We start from the raw sequence: 24,054 nt of genomic DNA on the forward strand, positions 1-24,054 counted from the left end.
GTGGCTAGGGACCGGGGACAAGGCGAGGATTACAGTGGCCCACTGAAGCGCCTGCTTTTGGGGGTGCTGCTTTTGTGCCTGCTGGGCATGTTCCTGATCTGGAGAATCGACAGTCCGCGCGTCGAAAGATTCCGCGCGCAGGTCGTGGATCGGGTCGTGCCAAGCTTTGACTGGGCCATGGCGCCGGTGACGGGCGCGGTCAACATCCTGCGCGATTTCCAGAGCTACCAGCGCATGTACCAGCAAAATCAGGACCTGCGCCGCGAATTGCAACAGATGAAGGCGTGGAAAGAGGCCGCCCTGCAACTCGAGCAGGAAAACGCGCGCCTTCTCGACCTCAACAATGTGCAACTCGATCCGCGTCTGACCTTCGTTACCGGCGTGGTGATGGCGGACAGCGGCTCTCCCTTTCGGCAATCGGTATTGATAAACGTGGGCGCGCGCGATGGCATCATGGATGGCTGGGCGGCAATGGACGGTCTGGGGTTGGTGGGGCGAATTTCCGGGGTGGGACGCAATACCGCACGGGTGATCCTGCTGACCGATACCTCAAGCCGTATTCCCGTCACGATTCAGCCGTCGGGTCAACGCGCATTGATCATCGGTGACAATTCCATAGCACCCGTGGTCGATTTCGTCGAAGCCCCCGACCAGGTGCGCCCAGGTGACCGGGTGCTGACCTCGGGCGATGGCGGCGTGTTTCCTGCGGGACTGTTGGTGGGGCAACTGGCCGAAGATCCGGGTGGACGGATGCGGGTGCGCATCTCGGCCGATTATGAGCGATTGGAGTTTCTGCGCGTGCTGCGCAGCTATGAAAACGAACGTCTGAGTGACCCCGGACAGTTGATCGCACCCGCAATCTTGCCCGGAGGCGATACTCCCGAAACCGCACCGGATGCGGCCAAAGCTGCGGAGGCTGAAAATGGCTGACGCGTTGCTCCCCCGGGCCTGGATCATGCGGGCGCTTTATCTGGCGCTTTGCATCGCCTTGCTCTTTCTGCATCTTTTGCCGCTGGAACATACGCCTCCGAAATGGGCTGGGCCTGATCTGGTGATGGCGCTGACCTTTGCTTGGGCGGTACGCCGCCCAGACTATGTGCCGGCGCTACTGGTTGGGCTGGTGGTCCTTGGGCTCGATCTCATGTTGCAGCGCCCGCCAGGTTTGTTGGCCGCGCTGATGGTCATTGGCACTCAAACCCTGCGCAACCGGGCAACCGCACTGCGTGATCTGACATTTGCGGCGGAATGGGCCTCGGTGGCCAGCACCATGGTTGCAATTACGGTTGTGAACCGCATCGTCCTGGCAATTCTGATGGTGGATCAAGCCCCCCTTGGCCTGAGCCTGATGCAGCTTTTATCCACATTGATCGCGTATCCCGTCATAGCCATCCTGTCGCATGCTATCTTTGGCGTGCGCAAACGGGCACCCGGCGATCTTGGTGACGCGGGGCTGAGGCCATGAGACGCCCCCCCCGCGATACCGCCGAGAGCCAGCGCCGGATCACCCGGCGCGGGCTGGTCGTGGGCGGGCTACAACTGGGTGTGATGGGCGCGCTCGCGCTGCGCATGCGCTACATGCAGCTTGAACAGGCCGACCAATTTCGCCTCTTGGCTGATGAGAACCGCATCAACATTCAACTCATTCCGCCAACACGAGGCCGTATTTTCGACCGCGAGGGTCGGATCATCGCCGAGAATGTGCCAAGCTACCGGATCACCATGATCCGCGAACAGGCCCGCGACGTGGACGAGGTGATCGCCCGACTGGCGCGGCTGGTCGAGTTGGACCCCGGAGAGTTGGAAAAGGCCCGTCGCGAACTCAAGGAACTGCGCGGCGATACCCCTGTGACCGTGGCTGATCGGGTCACTTGGGAGGATATCAGCCGCGTCGCGGTCAACGCCCCTGCCCTGCCCGGTGTGCATCCCGAAGTGGGGCTGTCGCGGCGTTATCCGCTGCGGGGCGATCATGCGCATGTTGTGGGCTATGTAGGGCCGGTCAGCGACCGTGATCTGGAGCGGGTCGACGCGCCAGAGCAGCTTTTGCGCCTGCCTCGTTTTCAGATTGGCAAGATTGGGCTTGAGGCGCAGCGAGAGAACCTCTTGCGCGGCTCGGCGGGCACGCGGCGCGTCGAGGTGAACGCCGCCGGGCGCGTTATGCGCGAATTGGACCGTCAAGAGGGACAGCCCGGCGCGGATGTCCAACTGACGCTGGACAACGAATTGCAAACCTACGCAAATGCCCGGCTGGATGGCGAGAGTGCGGCAGTGGTGATGATCGACTGCGAGACAGGCGATATTCTGGTCTGCGCCTCCTCGCCCAGCTATGATCCCAACCTGTTTGTGCGGGGTATTTCGGTTGCGGACTATCGCGCACTGCTCGACGACCCCTATCGACCCCTTCCCAACAAGGCGGTGCAGGGCATCTATCCGCCGGGGTCCACCTTCAAGATGGTGACGGCGCTTGCGGCCCTTGAAGCCGGGGATGTCTCGCTTCAGGACACGGTCTATTGCCCTGGCCATCTGGAAATCAGCGGTCGCCGCTTTCACTGTTGGAAACGGGGTGGGCATGGCAACATGGATCTCCACCTGTCGCTCCGCGAAAGCTGCGACGTGTACTATTATGAACTCGCCCTGCGGACCGGCATCGAGAATATCAGCGCGATGGCCGAGCGGCTGGGGTTGGGGGTACAGTTCGATCTGCCTATGACCAGTGTTGCCAAAGGACTAGCGCCGACCCGCGAATGGAAAGTCGCCAATCGTGGCGCACCGTGGGTCGTGGGGGACAGCGCCAATGCCTCGATCGGGCAAGGGTTTGTGCTGGCTTCTCCGCTACAACTTGCGGTGATGACAGCGCGTCTGGCCACCAGCCGCAGCGTGACGCCCCGGCTGGTAAAATCCATCGATGGGGTGGAACAGCCATCGGGCCATGGCGAACCAATGGGCCTGAATGAGAACCTGCTGCGCGAGGTACGGCGCGCGATGTATGCCGTTACCAACAGCAATCGTGGTACCGCCTATCGCAGCCGCATCATCGAGGACGCCTTTCGCATGGCAGGCAAGACAGGCACCAGCCAAGTGCGCAACATCTCTACCGGCGAGCGCGCAACCGGCGTGATCAGCAACAACAACCTGCCGCGCGAGCAGCGCGATCACGCGCTCTTTGTCAGCTTTGCGCCCTATGACGCCCCCAAATACGCTGTGGCGGTGGTGGTTGAGCATGGCGGCGGCGGATCAACCGTCGCGGCACCGATTGCTCGTGACATCACGCTTCAGGCACTCTACGGCGAGGACCCGCCGCTGGCAGCCTATCCCGAGGCCGACCGCCCCCGGATCAAGGCGCAGCAAGAGAAACTGCGCGCGGCCCGCTCTCGCCCCGAACCAGAGGACAGCGATCGCGCATGAGCTATCTGGAACAGTCCATCAAAACCGCCCCATCGGGCGCGCGCAAGATCCTCTGCCTCAACTGGCCGCTTGTGCTCTTGCTCTGCACGGTCGCGGGGGTGGGATTTCTCATGCTCTATTCGGTTGCGGGGGGAAACCTGGAGGTTTGGGCAGAGCCGCAGATGAAACGCTTTGCGCTTGGATTGGCGGTGATGCTGGTCGTGGCCATGGTGCCGATCTGGTTCTGGCGCAATATGTCCCTGCTTGCATATCTGATTTCCCTGGCGCTGTTGATCGCCGTAGCCCTCATCGGGATTGAGGGTAAAGGCGCGCAGCGGTGGATCGACATAGGTTTCATGCGGCTGCAACCCTCGGAATTGGTCAAGATCACGCTGGTGATGCTGCTGGCGGCCTATTACGACTGGTTGCCGATGTCGCGGGTGTCACGGCCTATCTGGGTGCTCATTCCGGTGGGCCTGATCCTGACCCCTGTGGCCCTTGTGCTACGTCAGCCCGATCTGGGCACGTCGATCCTCCTTTTGGCGGCGGGGGGCGTGGTGATGTTCGTGGCAGGGGTGCATTGGGCCTATTTCGCCACTGTCATCCTTGCGGTCGTAGCCCTTGTCTTTGCGGTCTTCGAAAGTCGCGGGACAGACTGGCAACTCCTTGAAAATTATCAATATCGCCGGATCGACACCTTTCTCAATCCCGACAATGACCCGCTTGGAGCGGGCTATCACATCACCCAATCCAAGATCGCACTTGGCTCTGGTGGATGGACCGGGCGTGGCTTTATGCAAGGCACGCAATCGCGGCTCAACTTTTTGCCCGAGAAGCATACCGATTTCATCTTTGTGACACTGGCCGAAGAATTCGGATTCATAGGCGGCATCACCATTCTGGGGCTGTATACGCTGATCCTCGTGTTCTGTATCGCTGCCGCCTTCGGCAACAAGGATCGCTATTCCTCCTTGCTCATTCTGGGGGTGGCGATGACGTTTTTCCTGTTCTTCGCGGTCAATATGGCGATGGTCATGGGGCTGATGCCCGTGGTCGGGGTGCCATTGCCGCTGGTCAGTTATGGCGGATCGGCGATGCTCGTGCTCATGGTGGGCTTTGGCCTTGTCCAGAGCGCCCATATCCACAAACCAAGGTAGGACACATGACGCCCAATATCCTCTTTGCTGCTCGACCCGAGCAGTGGGACATCTATGAAAACCCTTTGAAATCCGCGCTTTCCGAAGCAGGCGTCGCGGCGAACCTTGCGCTTGAGCTGCCACCCGAGGAGGTGGATTACATGATCTATGCCCCCGACAGCGCAGTGCAGGATTTTACGCCTTTTACCCGTCTCAAGGCGGTGTTGAACCTCTGGGCCGGGGTCGAGAATATCGTTGGAAATCAAACACTAAAGGTGCCACTGGCGCGGATGGTCGATCATGGGCTGACGCAAGGAATGGTGGAATGGGTCACGGGCCATGTGCTGCGGCATCATCTGGGGATGGATGCGCATATCCTTGGGCAGGATGGGGTTTGGCGCAAGACGATCCCGCCTTTGGCCGAGGACCGCCCGGTGACGGTGCTGGGTCTTGGGGTGCTGGGACAGGCCTGCGCCAAGGCGCTTCGGGGCCTAGGATTTCCGGTCACAGGCTGGTCGCGCAGCGTGCGCGACGTGCCGGGGATCACCTGTCTCTCGGGCGATGAGGGTCTGCGCGCAGCGTTGCAAGCTGCTGAAATCCTTGTGCTTTTGCTGCCAAAGACCGCCGAGACAGAAAACCTGATGAATGCCGAGCGGTTGGCCATGCTGCCCAAGGGCGCGATGATCGTGAACCCCGGACGCGGGCCACTGATTGACGATGACGCGCTCTTGGCTGCGCTCGATAGCGGGCAGATCGGCCATGCGACACTGGATGTGTTCCGGGTGGAACCGTTGCCCCCTGCGCATCCCTATTGGGCGCATCCGCGGGTAACGGTGACACCGCATATCGCATCTGAAACGCGCCCCATCACGGCCGCCCGCGTGGTCATCGAGAATGTCCGCCGCGGCGAGGCGGGCGAGCCATTCTTGCATCTGGTGGACCGCGCCAAAGGTTATTGAACCGGGATAACTATCTGAGAAGAGGCGGTTTATCCGGGTCAGAGCCGGGGGCCGCGCGAACCGTTGGCCGGGGCGGTTCGGGCAGATCGAAGCGCAATCCGCATTGTGCCAGACGCGCCGCGACCGGATCGGAGGCCGCGAAAAAGGCCACATCGAGCTCGGCGGCCTCGAGCCCCGAAAAGATCAGCACCTCGGATACCGCGCGGGCCAAGGCCGCTTCTGCCTCCGGTTTGGCCCCGACAAAGCCCAGCAAATGCCCCTGCGCGCCAGTGTCATAGGTCACGCGCGCGAGATAGGCGAGGTCGGCGAGCCCCGCCATCGTGGCCAGCCGCGCATCGAGTGCCAAGAGCAGGTTCTCAGGCAAGCCTTTGGGTGCGCTCAGTTTTTCCGGTCGCGCCTCGATCTCCGAGGGGGCATCGGACAGGGTTTCCGCCAGCCAATCCACCGCCTCGGGCGGGAGCAGGATGGACGAGGGCGCAACCTCGAGATTGACCCCAAGGCCAACCCCCTGCCCTGCCAACATGGTCGCGATGCTGCGCCCGCTGAGTGCCGCGTAGGGCACGATACGGCCGGCGAACTGCGCCAAACGATCCTCTCGGTCAAACACGAGAACAAAGGAATTATCCGACAAATCAAACACTTCCGGGTCGAGCCGATCGCCCTCTGCCTCGGATTTCAGCAAGAGATATAGCTCGCTTGCCGCCAAGGTCTCGTAAAACCGCAGGCGGGCGCCGGCATCCTCGGGCGCGGCCTCCATCGCGGCATGGGTGGTGTCGAGCGGGGTCAGGTCAGTCATGGATAACCCTTTGAATTTGTGCGCGTAATTCCGGCAGAACCTCGGCCTCGAACCACGGGTGTTTTCTGAGCCAAGCGGTATTGCGCCACGAAGGATGCGGCAAGGTGAAAATCCGCGGTGCATGGTCGCGCCATGCGCGCACGGTGTCGGTAACACCGGTCTTGACGCCCAAGTGGTATTTATGGGCATAGCCGCCGACGAGCACGGTTAGTTTCACGTTTTCAAGGGCTTGCATGACGCGGGCGTGCCATGTTCTGCCACAGATCCGGGGGGGCGGAAGGTCTGATCCCTTGGCATCGTAACCGGGAAAGCAAAAGGCCATCGGCACAATCGCCACGCGGGATTTATCGTAGAATTCACAATCACTTAGCCCCAACCAGTCGCGCAAGCGGTCGCCGGAAGGATCATCGAAAGGCTTGCCCGAGTGATGCACCCGCAGGCCCGGTGCCTGTCCGGCGACAAGCAGTCGCGCCGTGGGTTGAAACCAGACCACGGGGCGGGGCGCATGCGCGGTCTGGGTGGCGGTGAACCGATCCGCACAGAGGCGGCAGGCGCGGATTTCTGAACCGAGGTCAGACATTACGAACCTTACGATTTGTAAGGTGATTTTGTAAGGTTCGAGGTCATGCGAGGATGACCCCCGCCGCCGCCATCCCCGCCTCTGCCGCCGCAAGCGATCCGTCAAGGTCAATACCCCGCGCCAGATCACGCCGGACGGTCACGCGGTAGCCAAGGTGGGCGGCATCGAGGGCCGAGTAATTGACGCAGAAATCGGTGGCGAGGCCGACCATGGTCAGCTCCGTGATGCCGCGCGTTTGCAGATAGCCATGCAGCCCGGTGGGGGTGGTGCGGTCATTCTCGAAAAACGCGGAATAGCTGTCGATGGCGGGATTGAACCCTTTACGCAGGATGAGGTCGGCGCGCGCCGTGTTGAGGGCATCGTGAAACTCCGCGCCATGGCTGCCCTGAACGCAATGGTCTGGCCAGAGCACCTGGGGGCCATAGGGCATCTGCGTCATCTCGTAGGCGGATGTACCCGGATGGGAGGAAGCGAAAGAGGAATGCCCCGAGGGGTGCCAATCCTGCGTCAGGATCACCGAGGGAAACTCGGCCATGAGGGCGTTGATGCCGGGAACGATCCGGTCGCCTTCGGGCACGGCGAGGGCACCACCGGGGCAGAAATCATTTTGCAGGTCGATCACGATGAGGGCGGATGTCATGGCGGGTCTCCTTTGCCCCATAGGGGTAGGCAGAGCGGGCGGGCGCGTCAATGGCGGCGGATTGTCCTCTTGCGGGCGCAGGGGCTGCGGCGTAAATCGCGGGCCATGTACAAGATTGCCGCCCTCTATCATTTCACCCGGTTCGACGACCCTGCCGCCGTGCAGGGGCCGCTACAGACGCTGTGCGATGCCGAAAAGATCAGCGGATCGCTCTTGCTCGCGCGAGAAGGGATCAATGGCACGATTGCCGGGCCTGCGGCGGGGATCGCAAAGGTTCTGGCGCATATTCGCGCCCTGCCCGGCTGTGCTGATCTGGAATGGAAGGAAAGCGAGGCGTCAACGCAACCCTTTCGCCGGATGAAGGTTCGGCTCAAGAAAGAGATCGTGACCATGGGGCAACCGGATGTCGACCCGCGCGCCCGTGTCGGTCATTATGTCGAGCCTGCTGCGTGGAATGAGCTGATCCGCAGCCCCGATGTGGCGGTGATTGATACCCGCAACGATTACGAGGTGGCGATTGGCACCTTTGAGGGCGCGGTCGATCCGCAGACGGCGACATTCCGCGATTTCCCGGCATGGTGGGAAGAGAACAGGCACCGTTTTCACAACAAGCGGATCGCGATGTTCTGCACGGGCGGCATTCGCTGTGAGAAATCCACCAATTACCTGTTGGGGCAAGGGGTGGAAGAGGTCTATCACCTCAAGGGCGGTATCCTGAAGTATCTCGAAGAGGTGCCTGAGGATCAAAGCACATGGCAGGGCGAATGCTTTGTCTTTGATGGGCGGGTGTCAGTGGGGCATGGGTTGGTCGAGGGACCGCATCGGCTGTGCCATGCCTGTCGGCGGCCGATCCTGCCTGCCGATATGGACCGGCCCGAGTATGAAGAGGGTGTTTCCTGTCATCATTGCGCGGGGGAGACCAGCGACGAGGACAAGGCGCGGTTTCGCGAGCGGCAAAAGCAGATGGGTTTGGCCGAGGCGCGGGGCGAGCGGCATATCAAGATCGTTCACGAGGGGTAAGGGGGCGGTTGGTTGCCATAGCCCGCGCGGTCGCTGGGCTGGGGACCAGCGAAGCAACACCTGTGGCTGCCACTTTATGCCAGCCAAGTCCGTATAACGTCAAAGAGTTACGCGTCCTCTACAAATCGCTAGGCCGCGGGACGGCCCAGCGATCGCGCGGCGGCGCGTTCCGCGCATTGATTCCGCGCGGGGCTAAATTTACGCCCGCCTACCCCTTTTGCCCGATCTTCGGCTCTGTGCCCGCCTTGATCCGTGCGATGTTTTCGCGGTGACGCCAGAAGACCAGCAGCGACAGCACGAAGGCCAGCACCATGCCCGTGCCGTATCCCAGCACCACCATCCAGCCGGTCGAGAGCGCCGCCGCCATGATCGCGGCCTTGGACGAGACCCGCGTGACCAGCGCTGTCACCAGCCATGTGGCGCAGCAGGCCAGACCCACGGGCCAAGCGAGCGCGAGGAATATCCCGAGGAATGTCGCCACCCCCTTGCCGCCGCGAAACCCGAGCCAGACCGGATAGCAATGCCCCACGAAGGATGCCAAGGCCGCCAGTTGCGCCGCATCCTCGCCCGCCATCCCGCGCGCCAGAAGCACGGCCACCGCCCCTTTGCCGCCATCGAGCAGAAGCGTGAGCGCGGCGGCGGTCTTGTTGCCGGTGCGCAGCACATTTGTGGCCCCGATATTGCCCGATCCGATTTCGCGCAGATTGCCAAGGCCCATGATCCGCGCCAGCACCATGCCAAAGGGAATGGAGCCCAGAAGATAGCCGATCACGGCCCAGAGGATCAGCAAGGTGGTGGATGTTTCGATCAGGGGCATGTGTCGGCCTCGTAAACGCGGGTGCCTGCAACATAGGTCGCGCAGACCTTACCTTGCAGGCGCGCGCCGTCAAAGGGGGTGTTCTTGGATTTCGAGCGCAGCGCGAAACGGTCGAGCACAAAAGGCTTCATCGGATCGAAGAGCACCAGATCGGCCGGTGCGCCGACGGCAAGCCGCCCCGAGGCCAGCCCCAGCCGCTTGGCGGGGTTGAGCGACATGGCGCGAAAGAGCGCGGGCAGATCGAGCGCCTCGGCATGGTAAAGCCGGAGCGCCACGGGCAGCAGGGTTTCGAGCGCGACGGCCCCGCTCGCCGCCTCTTCGAAGGGCAGGCGTTTGGATTCCTCGTCCTGCGGCGTGTGCATGGAAGAAATGATGTCGATCAGCCCCTCGCGCAGCGCCTCGATCACCGCCTGGCGGTCGTCCTCAGAGCGGAGCGGCGGTTTGAGTTTGAAGAACGTGCGGTAATCCGACACGTCGAGTTCATTCAAGGTGAGGTGGTGGATGGACGTGCCTGCCGTGATATCAAGCCCGTTCTTCTTGGCGCGGGCCAGGGCGGGCAGCGCGCGGGCGGTGGTGATCTGGTCGGCGTGATAGCGCGCGCCGGTCATTTCCAGAAGCGCAATGTCACGGTCGAGCCCCATCCGCTCGGCCATGGGCGAGACGGCGGGGAGGCCGCGCAACGAGGCGAATTTGCCAGAGGTTGCCGCCGCCCCGGCGCTCAGGCCGGGGTCTTGCGGGTGGCCGATCACGAGCGCACCGAGCGAACGGGCATAGGTCAGCGCGCGACTGAGAACCTTGGTATCGCTGACCACATGGTCGCAATCGGTAAAGGCCACGGCGCCTGCGTCCATGAGAAAGCCGATTTCCGTCATCTCGCGGCCCTGCCGCCCTTTGGTCAGTGCGGCCATGACCAGCACATTGACCGGCGCGGCCTCATTGGCGCGGCGCGCGACGAATTCCAGCACCTCGGGACTGTCGATGGCGGGGGATGTATCGGGGCGCGTGACCATGGTGGTGACACCGCCCGCCGCCGCCGCAAGGCCAGCCGAGCGATAGCTTTCCTTGTGCCGCTCGCCCGGTTCGCACACCTTGACGCCGATATCGACGATACCGGGGGCAAGGCAATGGCCAGCGCAATCCATCACGACCTCAGCCTTCGGTGGGGCATCCGTGCCGCGCGCGACAATCAAGCCCTTGTCGATCAGGAGCCAGCCTGGGACGTCGGTTCCTGCCTCGGGGTCGATCAGGCGGGCGTTTGTGAAAAGGGTTTGGGTCATACTGTCACGTCCTTCCCGCTGCGGATCAGATTCCGCAGCAATTCGCGCGTCTCGGCCGCGTTCTCAACTTTCATCAGTCTTACGTTCATCCAACCCGTATCGGGCCGTATCAAGACAACGTCATGCCCCCATCCACGGACATGGCTCAAATCCCCGATGGAAATATTGGGCCGGTTGTTGAAATGAATGGCGGATGCCGTGATCGCCCATTCTCGCCCAGAGTTCCATCGCACACGGCGAGAGACAATTCCCCAGCCAATCAAGCCACCCAATGCCCCGCCCCAGAACCGCCCCAAGCGCTCGGGCGCGTTTTGTGATATGTCGAGCCAAACGAGGTATAAAATCAGTAGACCGCCCACGATTTCGAGCGCTGTTCGCCAAAGCGGCGGGACATAAGAATTGCTGGCCCCGCGCAAGAGGATGTCTTGCGGGTCAAGATGCGCGTCCCACCGCGACCCCTCGCTCATCCCGCCACCCAGACCATGACCACGGTCAGGGCGGCGATCACCAGAAGGGCCAACATCGCGATCTTGCCGGACATGCGTGGGTCTTTGGGGTCCTGCATCCTGTCCTCTTATAGTCCTGCGGCGGCACGGATCCGCGCTTCGGTGCCTGCGCGGTCGGCCTGATACTTGATCAGGTGCTTGTCGCCCGTGGCGGTGATCACCTGCACGGCGCTGCCCAAGCCCCGGACCGTTTTTATCTCTGAGAGCCGCACCACGCGGGTTTGTGGGCCAAGGAGCTGACGGTCGGTCAGATCCCACCGTGCCTTCAATTCATCTGAGGCCACGTAAAAGCCCCGCACGGCAATCGCGGCAAGCCCGCCCACAGCCCCGGTCCAGATATGTGGATTGCCGATCGCCCAGAGAATCGCCATGCCCAGCGCCATGGCCCCGGCGGCAAGCCAAGCGTGGTCACGGCGATAGGCGGCACGGTCGGGATGAAAGCTGTGGATCACGCGCTCGCCCGGATCGAGCGGCGTTGTCGGGGTCATGGAATGGATCAGCCCCTCGCTCATAGCTTCACCGCAAGGCCAATGGCGACGGCCGCGCCAATGGCCATGAGCGCCAGCACGGCAAAGGCCATGAGCCGCAACCGACCCGCACCTTGCGGGCGAGCGTTGGCACGAGGGGTGAGCAGGCCCTCGGCGCTGCCGGTGGGCAGGGGGGCGAAGCGCACGGGGGCCACCTCTTCGGAAAACCGCGCGACGAGGCGCAGGGGGCTGCGCGGGCGCATGTCCTGTGCGCGCCCTTCAAAGGCACGCGAGGGCAGGATCAGCACGCGCCCCTTGAGGCCATTGACCTGCGGCTGCATCGGCGCGAGGTCGGCCGCGGCGATGCCGTGCCCCTCGGCCAGATAATCGGTGAGCGTCATACCATTCAGATCGGCCACATCGAAAAGCTCGATTTCCGACGTCTTGAGCGGGCCTGCGCCCAGCGCCGCGAGGATGGCCTCATCGGCATGAGGTTTGGCGCGATCCTCGTCCACGGCAAAGAGGCGCACGATATGGGCCTCACCGGCGGGGATGCGCAGAACCGTGCTCATGCCGCCGCCCGGCGGGCGCGCAGGTTGCGCGCGAGCAGGTCCATCGCCGCCATGCGCACGGCGACGCCCATCTCGACCTGGTCCTGAATGACCGAGCGGTTGATGTCATCGGCAATCTCGCCGTCGATCTCGACGCCGCGATTCATCGGTCCGGGGTGCATCACGATGGCATCCGGCTTGGCATGGGCCAGCTTTTCAGCGTCGAGCCCGTAGCGGTGGTAATATTCGCGCTCGGAGGGGATGAAACCGCCGTCCATGCGTTCCTTTTGCAGCCTGAGCATCATCACCACATCGGCCCCCTCAAGCCCGCGGCGCATGTCGTCATAGACCTCGACGCCAAAGGCGTCGATGCCGGCGGGCATGAGCGTGGGCGGACCGATGAGGCGGACGCGGTTTTCCATCCGGCCCAGCAGCAGGATATTCGAGCGCGCCACGCGGCTATGGGCGATGTCGCCGCAGATGGCCACGGTCAGACGGTGCAGCCGCCCCTTGGCACGACGGATCGTCAGCGCATCCAAGAGCGCCTGGGTGGGATGTTCGTGCCGCCCGTCGCCCGCGTTGAGCACGGCGCAGCGCACCTTTTGCGCAAGCAGGTCCACCGCGCCGGAATGGGGATGGCGCACCACCAGAAGATCGGGGTGCATGGCATTGAGGGTAAGAGCGGTGTCAATCAGGGTTTCGCCCTTTTTCAGGCTGGAGGCCTGCATCGCCATGTTCATCACATCCGCGCCCAGACGCTTGCCCGCCAGTTCGAAACTGGCCTGGGTGCGGGTGGAATTCTCGAAGAACATGTTGATCTGCGTGAGCCCCGCCAGCGCATCGCCATGTTTGGTGGCGCTGCGGTTGAGGGTCACGTAATCCTCGGCCAGATCGAGGATCGCGGTGATATCCGCCGGGGATAGCGGCTCGATCCCCAGAAGATGCGCGTGTGGAAATGTCATGCCGCCCTCCAGAGCCGTTCCGCCCTGCTTTGTAAGACCGCAGGTGTCGCAGGGCAAGGCGCGGATTGCGCGCGGGCGTTTGGTGTTCATCGTTCTGCAAATACTCAAATCCGCGCTCAGACATGGGCGCGCCATCATGGCCCTTTCACCGCGCTGCGCCACGGGGTAGCGTCGCGCCCATGGAATCAACGCTCAGCCCCCATGACGCCTTGGCCAGCCTGATCTGGCAGATCGAGCTTGGCGCGACCGAGGCGATTGGCGATGCGCCGGTCAACCGCTATGAATTGCCCGAGAAGGCCGCCAAGACCGCAGTCGCCCCAAAGGCCGAGCCCCCCCGCGCAGCGGTTGCCGCCCCTGCGCTGGTCGCGGGCCCTGATCCGGCGGCGGCGGCGCAAGCAGCGGCGGCGGCAGCCATGGATTTGGAGGCGTTGCGCGCGGCCCTTGGGGCCTATCCGCATTGCGAGTTGAAGCGGGGGGCGCGCAATCTGGTGTTCAGCGATGGCAATCCGGCGGCGCGGGTGATGATCATCGGCGAGGCACCGGGCCGGGACGAGGATCAGCAGGGCAAGCCCTTTGTGGGACGGGCGGGGCAATTGCTCGACCGGATGCTGGCGGCGATTGGCCTCATGCGCGGGGCAGAAGCGCCACAAGAGGCGGTCTATATCACCAATGTCCTGCCGTGGCGGCCACCGCAGAATCGCGACCCCAATGCCGAGGAAATCGCGATGATGCGCCCCTTCGTGGCGCGGCATGTGGCCTTGGTGAACCCGGCGGCGGTCGTGCTCATGGGCAATATCAGTTGCGAGGCGGGATTGGGTCAGCGCGGCATCACCCGGCTGCGCGGGCGCTGGGCCGAAGCCTATGGCAAGCCTGCCTTGCCGATGTTTCATCCTGCCTATCTCTTGCGCACGCCTGCGGCCAAGCGCGAGGCCTGGGCGGATTTATTGGCGCTCAAGGCGCGGTTGCGGGAAATGGGTGCATGATCGTCGATCCCCTGATCCTCTTGGCGTTTGTCCCGGCGGGCCTCGCGCTCAACCTCACGCCGGGGGCGGATATGATGTTCTGCCTTGGTCTGGGATTGCGCGCGGGGCCGCGCCCGGCGCTGGCCGCGAGTGCCGGGATTTCGGCAGGGGGCATGGTGCATGTCACGCTGGCGGGGCTGGGGCTGGCAGCGGCCATCGCCGCACAGCCGTTGGTTCTGGACGTGATCCGCTGGCTGGGGGTGGGGTATCTCTTGTGGTTGGCCTGGGGCGCGCTGCGGATGGGGCCGCTGCGCCCCGATGCACGGGTCATGGGGGTGGCACGCGCATTCCGCGAGGGGATGATGGTGAACCTGCTCAACCCCAAGGTCATTCTCTTTGTGCTGGCCTTTGTGCCGCAATTCGTTGACCCCGCGCGCGCCATCCTGCCGCAGTTCCTGATCTTTGGCTTGATCCTCGCGGTGGGTGGGTTTGTGATCAACGGCGCGGTCGGGGTTTTTGCCGGGGGGCTGGGGCGGCGTCTGACGACCTCGCCACGGTTCGCGCGGGGGCTGGGGATTGCCTCGGCCACGATTTTTACAGCGCTGGCCGCCCGTCTGGCGCTCATGCAAAGGAGTTGATCCCATGTCCCGTATCGACGAGAGCAAAGAGTTTATCCCGGTGCGGATCGCCGTTCTGACGGTATCGGACAGCCGCGATATGTCCGATGATCGGTCAGGCGACACATTGGTCGCGCGGATCGAGGAGGCGGGGCATATCCTTGCGGATCGGATGATCGTGCGGGACGAGCGGGATCAGGTGGCCGAGCAGTTGCGCGAGTGGATCGCCAATCCGGAGGTGGATGTGGTGATTTCCACGGGGGGCACGGGCCTGACGGGCCGCGATGTGACCGTGGAGGCGCATCGCGATGTCTATGAAAAGGAAATCGACGCCTTTGGCACGGTCTTTACCATCGTGTCGATGCAGAAGATCGGCACCTCGGCGGTGCAGAGCCGGGCGACGGGGGGCGTGGCGGGCGGCACCTATCTCTTTGCGCTGCCGGGCAGTCCGGGGGCGTGCAAGGATGCCTGGGACGAAATCCTGAAATATCAGCTCGATTATCGGCACCGGCCCTGCAATTTCGTCGAAATCATGCCGCGCCTTGACGAGCATCAACGCCGGAAGTGACGGGCGGCGGCGTATGACCTCTGCGAGCGGCTTGGCATTCTGCGGGCCGGGGTTACATTACACGGATCAGCCAGCCGACCGGGCCGGTTCAAGAGGTTGCGCGCCATGCGGTTTTTGCGTCAGGGTCTGATCGGGCTCTTTCTGCTATCCCTTACCTTGGGTCTCTTGGCCTATGCCGGGCAGACCGTGGTCAGTGCCGTGCAAGAGCGCATGGCCCGTGAGGTGCGTGTGCCCGAGCGCAAGGAGCGCGCCTTTGCCGTGCGCACGGTGCGGGCGGTCGAGGCAGAGATCACCCCGACCCTCACCGCCTTTGGCCAGATCGAGAGCCGCCGCACGCTGGAAATTCGCGCGCAGGCGACCGGGGTGATTACCGAGCTGGCGCCCGAATTCATCGAAGGCGGACAAGTGCGCGCCGGGCAGTTTCTGGCGCGGATCGACCCTGCGGATGCCGAAAGCGCGCGCGAGCGCGCGCGCACCGACCTGATGGATGCCCGCGCCGAGGCGCGCGAGGCGGCGCGCGCCTTCGATCTGGCGCAGGACGAGTTGGCCGCGCGGCGCGAGCAGGCCGAAATACAGGATCGGGCCTTGGCGCGGCAACGTGATCTGGAGGCACGCGGCGTGGGCACGCTTACGGCCGTCGAGAACGCGGAATTCAACGTGGTGCAGGCGCGGCAGGCGGTACTGGCCAGCCGTCAGGCACTAGCGCTGGCAGAGGCGCGGATAGATCAGGCGGCGACATCCACGGCGCGCGCCGAACTGGCACTGTCCGAGGCCGAGCGGCGGCTGTCCGAGACACGGATCACCGCAGGGTTTACCGGCACGCTGAGCGAGGTGAGCGTGGTTGCGGGCCGTCTGGTGGCAGCCAATGAGCAGCTGGCGCAACTGGTGGATGGCGCGGCGCTGGAGGTGGCGTTTCGCGTCTCCACGGCGCAATATGCGCGGCTGCTGGATGAGGGCGGCAGGTTGAGTGATGCGCCGGTGACGGTGACGCTTGATACCGGCGGGCTGGATTTGACGGCGACAGGGCGGATCACGCGGCAGGGTGCGGCGCTGGCAGAGGGCGAGAGCGGACGGCTGATCTTTGCCACGCTGGACAATGCCCCGGCGATGAAGCCCGGCGATTTCGTGACCGTGACGGTTGAAGAGCCCGTCTTGAGCGCCGCCATTCGCCTGCCCGCGACGGCGCTTGGGCCGGATGGTCAGGTGTTGGTGATCGGTGTCGAGGAGCGGTTGGAGGCGGTGGCGGTCACACTCTTGCGGCGGCAGGGCAATGACATTCTGGTGGCGGCGCCGGGGCTGGCGGGGCGCGATGTGGTGGCGGAACGCACGCCGGTTCTGGGCGCGGGGATCAAGGTGCGCAAGCTGGAGAGTGCCGAGGCCACACCACAGGCGGATACCGTCACGCTCAGCCCGGACAGGCGGGCGCGGCTGGTGGCCTATGTCGAGGCCAGCACCGACATGCCGGAAGAGGCCAAGCGCCGCCTGCTGGCGCAGTTGGAACAACCCGAAATCTCGCTGAGCACGGTGGAACGGCTGGAACGCCGCATCGGGGGCTGAGCGGCATGGCGGCTGTCATTTCCTGGTTCACGCGGCACCGCACGGCGGCCAATCTGCTGTTGGTGCTGATGGTGGCGCTGGGGCTGATGGCGTTGCCGCGCATGCGGGCGCAATTCTTTCCCGATGTGGTGATCGACAATGTGAGCGTGTCGGTCGCCTGGGAAGGGGCGAGCGCCGAGGATGTGGACGGGGGCATCGTGCAGGTGCTGGAACCGGCGCTGTTGGCTGTTGAAGGGGTCGAAGCGGCCACCTCGCTCAGCCGTGAGAATAGCGCGCTGGTGACGCTCGAATTCGAACCGGGCTGGGATATGGGCCGCGCGGCGGACGAGGTACAGGCGGCGCTGGATATCATCACCACCCTGCCCGAAGAAGCGGAGGAACCCGTGGTGCGGCGCGGTGCCTGGCGCGATCAGGTGACGGATGTGGTGATCACCGGGCCGGTGGGCACCGAGCAACTGGCGCGGCTGGCGGATGAATTGGTGGCGCGACTCTTTGATGCCGGGGTGACGCGGACGACCATCGAAGGCGTGGCAGCGCCCGAAACCGTGATCGAGGTGCCGGGTCAGGCGTTGATCGCCCACGACATCACCATGGCCGAGATTGCCGCCGCCATTGCCGCCGAGATCACCGCCGATCCGGCGGGGGACATGACCGGGGCCAATACCCGCCTGCGCACCGGCACGCAGAAACGCAGCGCCCGCGATATTGCCGCGATCACGCTGCGCATTGCACCGGATGGCAGCGCCTTGACGGTCGGGGATGTCGCGCGCGTGCGGGTCGAGGGGGCGACGCGGGAGTTGGCCTATTACGTGGGCGAGGCCCCTGCGATGAGTGTGCGGGTGGACCGCTCTGCGCGAGGCGATGCGCTCGATATTCAGGCCGAGGTGCAGGCGGTGGCGGACCGCATGGCCGACACCCTGCCCGAGGGGGTGAGTATCGACCTCATCCGCACGCGGGCCGAGGCGATTTCGGGCCGGATCAAGATGCTGGTCGAGAATGCGCTGACAGGTCTGGCGCTGGTGGTGGGGCTGCTGTTCCTCTTTCTCAACGCGCGCACGGCGTTTTGGGTCGCGGCGGGGATTCCGGTGGCGATGCTGGCGGCGATGGCATTCATGTATGCCGCCGGCCTGACGCTCAACATGATTTCGCTGTTCGCCTTGATCATCACGCTGGGGATCGTGGTGGATGATGCCATTGTGGTAGGCGAACATGCCGATGCGCGGCATCGTCGCCTGCGCGAGCCGCCGATGGTGGCGGCAGAGCGGGCCGCCGGGCGCATGGCGCTGCCGGTCCTTGCCGCCACGCTGACCACGCTGATCGCGTTTTTCGGGCTGGCGGTGATTGGCGGGCGGTTTGGCGATCTGATCTATGACATTCCCTTCACGGTGATTGCCGTGCTGGTGGCAAGCCTGATCGAGTGTTTCCTGATCCTGCCAAACCATATGGCGCACGCGCTGGCCCATTCCGCCCGTGAGCATTGGTATGACATTCCAAGCCGGGTGGTGAACCGGGGGTTTCGGGTGTTTCGCGACCGTGCCTTTCGCCCGCTCATCGCTTGGGTGATCCGGGGCCGCTATGCCGTATTGGCGGCGGCGGTGCTGCTGTTGGCGACGCAAGTGGCGAGTTTCGTGCGCGGTGATGTGACATGGCGGTTTTTCAACGCGCCGGAACAAGGCAGCGTGACGGGCAATTTCGCGATGCTGCCGGGGGCCACGCGCGACGACACATTGGCGCAGATGCGCGCGTTGCAGCAGGCCGCCGAGGCGTTGGGTGCGGAGTATGAGGCCGAGCACGGGGCAAACCCGCTGGCCTATGTGGTGGCGCAGGTCGGTGGCGCGGCAGGGCGCGGCCTGTCGGGATCGGACACGCGCGAGGCCGATCTTTTGGGGGGGATTTCCATCGAATTGATCGACGCCGATCTGCGGCCCTATTCCAGCTTTGCCTTTGTCGCAGATCTGCAAGAGCGGGTGGTACAGCATCCCTTGACCGAAACGCTGAGCTTTCGCGGATCGCGGGCGGGGCCGGGGGGCGATGCGCTCGACATTCAGCTTTATGGCGCGGAGGCAGAGCAGCTCAAATCCGCGGCAGAGGCGCTGAAAACCGCGCTCGGGCGCTATCCCGAGGTCTCGGGCCTGGAGGACAGTCTGGCCTATGACAAGGCCGAGGTGATCCTGGACCTGACGCCGCAGGGGGCGGCGCTCGGCTTTAGCATCGACGATCTGGGGCGCACGCTGCGCAACCGGGTGAGCGGCATCGAGGCGGCAACCTACCCGGACGGGCCGCGCTCTGCCGAGGTGCGGGTAGAACTGCCCGAGGGGGGAATTGACCGCCGATTTTCTGGAAAAGATGCAGTTGCGCACGCCCGCCGGGCAATACGTGCCCTTGGCCGATGTGGTCAGCGTCGAAACGCGCACCGGCTTTGCCTCGGTCCGGCGGGAAAACGGCCTGCGGCTGGTGACGGTGACGGGCGATATTTCCGAGGATGACCCGGCCCGCGCCGCCGAGATTTCCCGCGCGATGGAGGCAGAGATCCTGCCCGATGTCGCGGCGCGCTATCAGGTCGAGTATCGGCTGGCGGGGTTGAATGAGCAGGAAGACGCGTTCATGGCCGATGCGCGACTGGGCCTGATGGCCACGCTGTTGGGCATTTACATCGTGCTGTCGCTGGTTTTTGCCAGCTGGACCCGGCCCATGGTGGTGATGGCGATCATTCCCTTTGGTCTGGTGGGCACCATCTGGGGCCATGCGCAATGGGATGTGCCGCTGTCGATGTTCACGGTCGTCGGATTGCTGGGCATGACCGGCATCATCATCAACGATTCCATCGTGCTGGTCACGTCGATTGACGAACATGCGCAATCGCGGGGGTTGATCCCGGCCATTATAGAGGGCACCGCCGACCGGCTTCGCGCGGTTCTTCTGACCACGCTGACGACGGTTCTGGGGCTGGCACCCTTGCTCTTTGAACGCTCGACACAGGCGCAATTCCTCAAGCCGACGGTGATCACGCTGGTTTATGGGCTTGGGTTCGGGATGGTGCTGGTGCTCTTGGTGGTGCCAGCCCTGCTGGCCATCGGGCGGGATCTGGGGCGGCCTGTCACCGCGCTTCGCCGAGGGCTGCGCGGGCGCCGGGCCGGGTTGCAGGGGGTCTTGGGCGGGGGCCTTGCGATGGTGCTGGGCTGGTTCGGGGCGACGATGGGCTGGGTTCTTGTGACAGGGGATTTGCCGGGACCGCTGGCGGGCATGGTGCCGCTGCCGCCGATGGGGGCGGCGCTGGCGCTCTTTCTGACGGGAAGCGCCTTTGGTCTCTTGCTGGTCTATCTTGTGACTGCCCTGCGCCGCCCGCGCAGCGCCTGATCGCTCTTGCACAGGCGGCGCTGCGGCGCTACCCCTCTGCCCATGCGTATCATCCGCGATTACACCTATGTCACCGACGCCGACCGGGGCGCGAGCGCCGCCATCGGCAATTTCGATGGCGTGCATATTGGCCATCGCTCGGTGATCGAGATGGCGCGCAGCGCGGGGCAGCGCATTGGCGCGCCGCTGGGGATTCTCACCTTCGAGCCGCATCCGCGGGAATATTTCGCCCCCGACGCGCCGCCCTTTCGCCTGATGGGTCGCGAGGCGCGGGCGCATCGGCTGGAAAAGCTGGGGGTCGAGCGGCTCTATGAGATCAATTTCAACGCCGGTCTGGCCGCGCTCAGCCCGCGCGCCTTTGCCGAAAACGTGATCCGCGACGGTCTGGGTCTGCGGCATGTGGTGGTGGGATCGGATTTCTGTTTTGGCAAGGGACGGGCGGGCAATGCCGCGATGCTGGAGGGTTTTGGCCGCGAGATGGGGTTTGGCGTGACCATTGCAACGCTGTTGGAGGGCGAGAGCGGGCAGGTATCATCCACCGCGATCCGCGCCGCGCTGAGTGCAGGCGAGCCACGCGCCGCCGCCGCCATGCTGGGCCATTGGCACCGGATCGACGGGCCGGTGATTGGCGGCGAGCAGCGGGGGCGCACGCTGGGCTATCCCACGGCCAATATGTCGATCAAGGGGCTGCATCCGCCCAAGTTCGGGATTTACGCGGTGCTGGTCGATGTGCTGGATGGGCCGCACAAGGGGCAGTATCACGGTGCCGCGTCGCTCGGCGTGCGGCCGATGTTTCAGGGCGAAGAGGCCAATATCGAGACCTTCCTGTTTGATTTCACGGGCGATCTCTATGGGGCCAACCTGTCGGTCGGGCTGGTCGATTATCTGCGCCCCGAGGCGACATTCGACAGTCTGGAGGCGTTCATCGCGCAGATGGATGCCGATTGCCTGCGCGCCCGCGCCATTCTGGCCGCGCTATGAGTGACGCCATAAATCGCAGCGGATTGCGCCCGCGTTACTGGGAAACCACGCGGCTTGACCGCATGACCCGCGCAGAATGGGAAGCGCTGTGTGATGGCTGCGGCAAATGCTGCATGAACAAGCTGGAGGATGAAGAGAGCGGCGAGGTTGCCTTTACCCGCGTGGCCTGTCGCCTGTTCGACGATACCACCTGCCTCTGCGCGCAATACCCGATCCGGCATCAGTTCGTGCCCGAGTGCATCACGCTCAAGCCGCATACGATCGAGAGCCATGCCTATTGGCTGCCGGAAACCTGCGCCTACAAGCTGCTCTACGAGGGCAAGCCGCTGTTCGACTGGCACCCGCTGATTTCCGGCGATGCGAACAGCGTGCACGAGGCGGGCGTGTCGATGCGGCATCGCACGGTGCCGGAATTCGAGGTGTCCGAGGACGATTGGGAAGATCACATCATCGAGGAGCCGCTCTGATGCAATTCGCCTCTGACAATTCCGGCCCGGCGCTGCCCGGTGTGATGCAGGCGATGGCCGAGGTCAATATGGGGCATATGCCCTCTTATGGCACCGAGGCACCGATGGAGGAGGTCCGCGACCGGCTGCGCGAATTGTTCGAGGCACCGCAGGCCAGTGTCTATCTGGTGGCGACCGGCACAGCGGCCAATGCGCTGGCGCTCGCGACGCTGTCGGAGCCGTGGCAGACGGTGTTCTGTACGCCCTTGGCGCATATCCACACCGATGAATGCAACGCGCCCGAGTTTTTCACCGGCGGGGCCAAGCTGAGCCTTGTGGGGGAAGCGGACAAGATGACCCCCGAGGATCTGGCCCGCGCGATTGCGCTCTGGCCGGCGGGGGATGTGCACAATCCGCAGCACGGGCCGCTTGCCCTGACGCAGGCGACGGAACGGGGGCGGGTTTACACCTGCGCCGAGATTGCAGCGCTCTGCGGGATCGCGCGCGATCACGGGCTGCCTTGCTACATGGACGGGGCGCGCTTTGCCAATGCGGTGGCGGCCCTGGGCTGCACGCCTGCCGAGATGACGTGGAAGACGGGGATTGACGCGGTTTCCATGGGCGGCACCAAGAATGGCTGTCTGGGCGTCGAAGCGGTGATTTTTTTCAACCCCGAGAATGCCTGGGAATTCGAGTTGCGGCGCAAGCGGTCGGCGCATCTGGTGTCAAAGCATAGGTATTTGTCGGCGCAGATGCTGGGCTATCTGCGCGAGCAGCTGTGGCTGCGCACCGCGCAAGAGGCCAATACCCGCGCCGCCCTGTTAGAGGCCGGATTGCGTGATGTGCCGGGGGCTGAGATGGTGTTTGAGCGCGCCGTCAACATGATCTTTGCCCGCCTGCCCCGCGCCACGCATCAGCGGCTCAAGGCGGCTGGGGCGGTCTATGGGCTCTACGAGGGGCCATTGGAGAGCGGCGCAAGCGATGAGCCATTGATGGCGCGGTTCGTGTGCGACTGGTCTGTGACAGGGGAACAGATTGCGCGGTTTCTGGAGATCGCGCGAGGCTGAGGCGACCGACGCGCACCCGACACTGATCGGCGCGCGCATGGGTTTTCAGGAAGCATATCCGCATCAAGCTGCGTAAAGCCCCCCCGCCATCCGTGCGGCGGAGGGGCAGACCCCGTGCCAGTGTGGGGGACTACTTTGGCACGAGGACAGCGTTGATCACGTGGATCACGCCGTTGGATTGGTCTACATCAGCCACCGTTACACGGGCCGCGTTGCCGCTTTCATCAAGGATGTAGACGTTGTTGCCTTTGACCTGCGCCGACAGGGCGTCGCCCGACACGGCGTTGAAGTGGTAAAAGCCATCTTTGCTGGAGCGCGCGGCGGCGATGATGTCGGCGGCGGACCAGTCACCGGCGACCACATGAGCCGTCAGGACCTTTTGCAGCATGGCCTTGTTCTCGGGCATCAGCAGCGTCTCGACCGTGCCTGCGGGCAGGGCCGCAAACGCATCATTCACCGGCGCGAACACGGTAAACGGCCCCGGCCCCTGCAATGTCTCGACCAGATCGGCGGCTTTCACCGCCGCAACCAGCGTTGTGTGAACCGGCGAATTGACAGCATTCTCGATGATGTTGCGCTCTACGAGCATCGGCGCGCCGCCCACTGTTGGGTTGGCGGCATAAACGGCGGTGCCAAGGGCAATGGCAGTGGCCGTGCTCAGAAAGGTTTTGAAGGTCATTGGTCGTTCTCCCTTGTTTTCAAAGGCTCGTCTGAGCCGCTGATGCAGGAGACACGTCAGCCGGGAACCAAAAGTTTCAAACCGCCCAAAGTTTATTTCATCAGAGCATCCGAACCCACCCTCACCGGGCGAGGCTTGCGGGAGTTAAAGCTAGGATCATTGGGCAAGCCGCTGAAATTCTACCCGTGACAGAACGCGCAGATCGGGCGTGAAGGTGCGATCTTTGCCTTGCTCCATCCTGCGGATCTGCTTAGTGCCGCTGGGCGCGGACGGAGACAGACCATTGCCACGCAATAGTAAGTCCCTGCGCGAATGGCGAAGAGGCAAGAGCCAAGCATCTGATAAAATTTTGAAAATTTGGATGGTGGGTGATGAGAGACTCGAACTCCCGACATCTTCGGTTTGTATCTGGATAACTAGATATAGCTGACTAGCAAGTCCATACCTGCTACTTTCAGATACTTACGTCTGAACAGTTTAGTAGGCACATATGATCAGCACTACATCTTGTGACACGTAATTGACACAGTGACTTCGACTGTCCGACGCACCTATCGACACCAATCAGCTTTCGGGACAGCAAAAGAACTCACATAGAGTGAAGAAACCCGCTTCATGAGAAAAAGCTCAGGGTTCTCAGCAATGAATGAGTGGAATTCATGCTAGGCCTTAACAGGCTGCTGAAGAAGTCAGCCTTGAAGGACGTTATTCTTCCCCCACGGTTTGAA

General features: G+C 63.7%; 23 protein-coding genes and 1 pseudogene. 14 read left to right on the top strand and 10 right to left on the bottom strand.

The genetic code is table 11. The features are described 5' to 3' along the window. From mreC to ROSMUC_RS15270, 5 genes are read left to right on the top strand one after another with little or no spacing between them, the layout of a single operon-like run. Complete coding sequence (gene mreC, locus ROSMUC_RS15250) at nt 1-930, top strand: rod shape-determining protein MreC (protein WP_037275081.1); 930 nt, start codon at nt 1-3, stop codon at nt 928-930. Further along, entirely contained in the window at nt 923-1,462 is a 540-nt protein-coding gene (locus tag ROSMUC_RS15255; RefSeq protein ID WP_037275084.1) for a hypothetical protein, read from the top strand. The genes mreC and ROSMUC_RS15255 overlap by 8 nt, the downstream gene beginning before the upstream one ends. Next, nucleotides 1,459-3,402 carry a penicillin-binding protein 2 gene (mrdA, locus tag ROSMUC_RS15260; RefSeq protein WP_037275086.1) on the top strand — a complete coding sequence of 648 codons (1,944 nt, stop codon included), beginning with the start codon at nt 1,459-1,461 and terminating at the stop codon, nt 3,400-3,402. Before ROSMUC_RS15255 ends, mrdA begins: the two co-directional genes overlap by 4 nt. Beyond that, a complete protein-coding gene (rodA, locus tag ROSMUC_RS15265; protein ID WP_037275088.1) occupies nt 3,399-4,538 on the top strand; it encodes a rod shape-determining protein RodA in 1,140 nt (379 codons plus the stop codon). The genes mrdA and rodA overlap by 4 nt, the downstream gene beginning before the upstream one ends. A gap of 5 nt (nt 4,539-4,543) precedes the next feature. Beyond that, nucleotides 4,544-5,476, top strand: coding sequence for a 2-hydroxyacid dehydrogenase (locus ROSMUC_RS15270; protein ID WP_037275090.1), 933 nt, complete (start codon nt 4,544-4,546; stop codon nt 5,474-5,476). Between the two features lie 10 nt (nt 5,477-5,486). On the opposite strand, the gene ROSMUC_RS15275 is transcribed toward ROSMUC_RS15270, so the two are convergent. The 3 genes from ROSMUC_RS15275 to pncA are packed head-to-tail and all read right to left on the bottom strand — an operon-like array spanning nt 5,487 to nt 7,492. Then, entirely contained in the window at nt 5,487-6,272 is a 786-nt protein-coding gene (locus tag ROSMUC_RS15275) for an SseB family protein (RefSeq protein ID WP_037275092.1), read from the bottom strand. Continuing rightward, entirely contained in the window at nt 6,265-6,852 is a 588-nt protein-coding gene (locus ROSMUC_RS15280) for a uracil-DNA glycosylase family protein (RefSeq protein WP_037275094.1), read from the bottom strand. Before ROSMUC_RS15280 ends, ROSMUC_RS15275 begins: the two co-directional genes overlap by 8 nt. 43 nt (nt 6,853-6,895) lie before the next feature. Next, nucleotides 6,896-7,492 (bottom strand): bifunctional nicotinamidase/pyrazinamidase, encoded by a 597-nt coding sequence (pncA, locus tag ROSMUC_RS15285; RefSeq protein WP_037275097.1) that lies wholly within the window; start codon nt 7,490-7,492, stop codon nt 6,896-6,898. Nucleotides 7,493-7,597: 105 nt separating this feature from the next. Between pncA and trhO the strand changes: the two genes are divergently transcribed. After that, nucleotides 7,598-8,512: an oxygen-dependent tRNA uridine(34) hydroxylase TrhO gene (gene trhO, locus ROSMUC_RS15290; protein WP_037275100.1), complete on the top strand. Its 915-nt coding sequence runs from the start codon at nt 7,598-7,600 to the stop codon at nt 8,510-8,512. 208 nt (nt 8,513-8,720) lie between these two features. Here the strand turns inward: trhO and plsY are convergent, their stop codons facing one another. From plsY to ROSMUC_RS15320, 6 genes are all read right to left on the bottom strand, one after another. Next, a complete protein-coding gene (plsY, locus tag ROSMUC_RS15295; RefSeq protein WP_037275102.1) occupies nt 8,721-9,329 on the bottom strand; it encodes a glycerol-3-phosphate 1-O-acyltransferase PlsY in 609 nt (202 codons plus the stop codon). Continuing rightward, the gene (gene pyrC, locus ROSMUC_RS15300) at nt 9,320-10,606 is read right to left on the bottom strand and encodes a dihydroorotase (RefSeq protein WP_037275104.1); all 1,287 of its coding nucleotides are present in this window, start codon (nt 10,604-10,606) and stop codon (nt 9,320-9,322) included. Before pyrC ends, plsY begins: the two co-directional genes overlap by 10 nt. Then, nucleotides 10,603-11,073 (bottom strand): hypothetical protein, encoded by a 471-nt coding sequence (locus ROSMUC_RS15305; RefSeq protein WP_037275106.1) that lies wholly within the window; start codon nt 11,071-11,073, stop codon nt 10,603-10,605. Before ROSMUC_RS15305 ends, pyrC begins: the two co-directional genes overlap by 4 nt. Nucleotides 11,074-11,180: 107 nt before the next feature. Further along, nucleotides 11,181-11,624: a hypothetical protein gene (locus tag ROSMUC_RS15310; protein WP_037275108.1), complete on the bottom strand. Its 444-nt coding sequence runs from the start codon at nt 11,622-11,624 to the stop codon at nt 11,181-11,183. Beyond that, nucleotides 11,621-12,151, bottom strand: a complete 531-nt coding sequence (locus ROSMUC_RS15315) for a hypothetical protein (RefSeq protein ID WP_037275111.1) — start codon at nt 12,149-12,151, stop codon at nt 11,621-11,623. The genes ROSMUC_RS15310 and ROSMUC_RS15315 overlap by 4 nt, the downstream gene beginning before the upstream one ends. After that, a complete protein-coding gene (locus ROSMUC_RS15320) occupies nt 12,148-13,092 on the bottom strand; it encodes an aspartate carbamoyltransferase catalytic subunit (RefSeq protein WP_037275304.1) in 945 nt (314 codons plus the stop codon). Before ROSMUC_RS15320 ends, ROSMUC_RS15315 begins: the two co-directional genes overlap by 4 nt. A 179-nt stretch (nt 13,093-13,271) precedes the next feature. Here ROSMUC_RS15320 and ROSMUC_RS15325 point away from each other — a divergent pair, with 179 nt between their 5' ends. From ROSMUC_RS15325 to ROSMUC_RS15360, 8 genes and pseudogenes are all read left to right on the top strand, one after another. Beyond that, the gene (locus tag ROSMUC_RS15325) at nt 13,272-14,075 is read left to right on the top strand and encodes a uracil-DNA glycosylase (RefSeq protein WP_037275114.1); all 804 of its coding nucleotides are present in this window, start codon (nt 13,272-13,274) and stop codon (nt 14,073-14,075) included. Further along, nucleotides 14,072-14,692 carry a LysE family translocator gene (locus tag ROSMUC_RS15330; protein WP_037275117.1) on the top strand — a complete coding sequence of 207 codons (621 nt, stop codon included), beginning with the start codon at nt 14,072-14,074 and terminating at the stop codon, nt 14,690-14,692. The genes ROSMUC_RS15325 and ROSMUC_RS15330 overlap by 4 nt, the downstream gene beginning before the upstream one ends. Nucleotides 14,693-14,696: 4 nt before the next feature. Further along, nucleotides 14,697-15,239 (top strand): molybdenum cofactor biosynthesis protein B, encoded by a 543-nt coding sequence (moaB, locus tag ROSMUC_RS15335; protein WP_037275120.1) that lies wholly within the window; start codon nt 14,697-14,699, stop codon nt 15,237-15,239. 105 nt (nt 15,240-15,344) lie between these two features. Beyond that, complete coding sequence (locus ROSMUC_RS15340; protein ID WP_037275122.1) at nt 15,345-16,796, top strand: efflux RND transporter periplasmic adaptor subunit; 1,452 nt, start codon at nt 15,345-15,347, stop codon at nt 16,794-16,796. Nucleotides 16,797-16,801: 5 nt separating this feature from the next. Beyond that, nucleotides 16,802-20,153 (top strand): annotated as a pseudogene (locus ROSMUC_RS15345) (efflux RND transporter permease subunit). A gap of 42 nt (nt 20,154-20,195) precedes the next feature. Next, complete coding sequence (locus tag ROSMUC_RS15350) at nt 20,196-21,134, top strand: bifunctional riboflavin kinase/FAD synthetase (RefSeq protein WP_037275125.1); 939 nt, start codon at nt 20,196-20,198, stop codon at nt 21,132-21,134. Beyond that, on the top strand, nt 21,131-21,601 hold the full coding sequence (locus tag ROSMUC_RS15355; protein ID WP_037275128.1) for a YcgN family cysteine cluster protein: 471 nt from the start codon (nt 21,131-21,133) through the stop codon (nt 21,599-21,601). Before ROSMUC_RS15350 ends, ROSMUC_RS15355 begins: the two co-directional genes overlap by 4 nt. Then, nucleotides 21,601-22,647 carry a threonine aldolase family protein gene (locus tag ROSMUC_RS15360; RefSeq protein WP_037275131.1) on the top strand — a complete coding sequence of 349 codons (1,047 nt, stop codon included), beginning with the start codon at nt 21,601-21,603 and terminating at the stop codon, nt 22,645-22,647. Before ROSMUC_RS15355 ends, ROSMUC_RS15360 begins: the two co-directional genes overlap by 1 nt. Before the next feature lie 130 nt (nt 22,648-22,777). Here the strand turns inward: ROSMUC_RS15360 and ROSMUC_RS15365 are convergent, their stop codons facing one another. Continuing rightward, nucleotides 22,778-23,326: a fasciclin domain-containing protein gene (locus tag ROSMUC_RS15365; RefSeq protein ID WP_052115406.1), complete on the bottom strand. Its 549-nt coding sequence runs from the start codon at nt 23,324-23,326 to the stop codon at nt 22,778-22,780. Nucleotides 23,327-24,054 lie beyond the last annotated feature (728 nt).

The sequence above is a fragment of the Roseovarius mucosus DSM 17069 genome, assembly GCF_000768555.3.
Classification (GTDB): domain Bacteria; phylum Pseudomonadota; class Alphaproteobacteria; order Rhodobacterales; family Rhodobacteraceae; genus Roseovarius; species Roseovarius mucosus.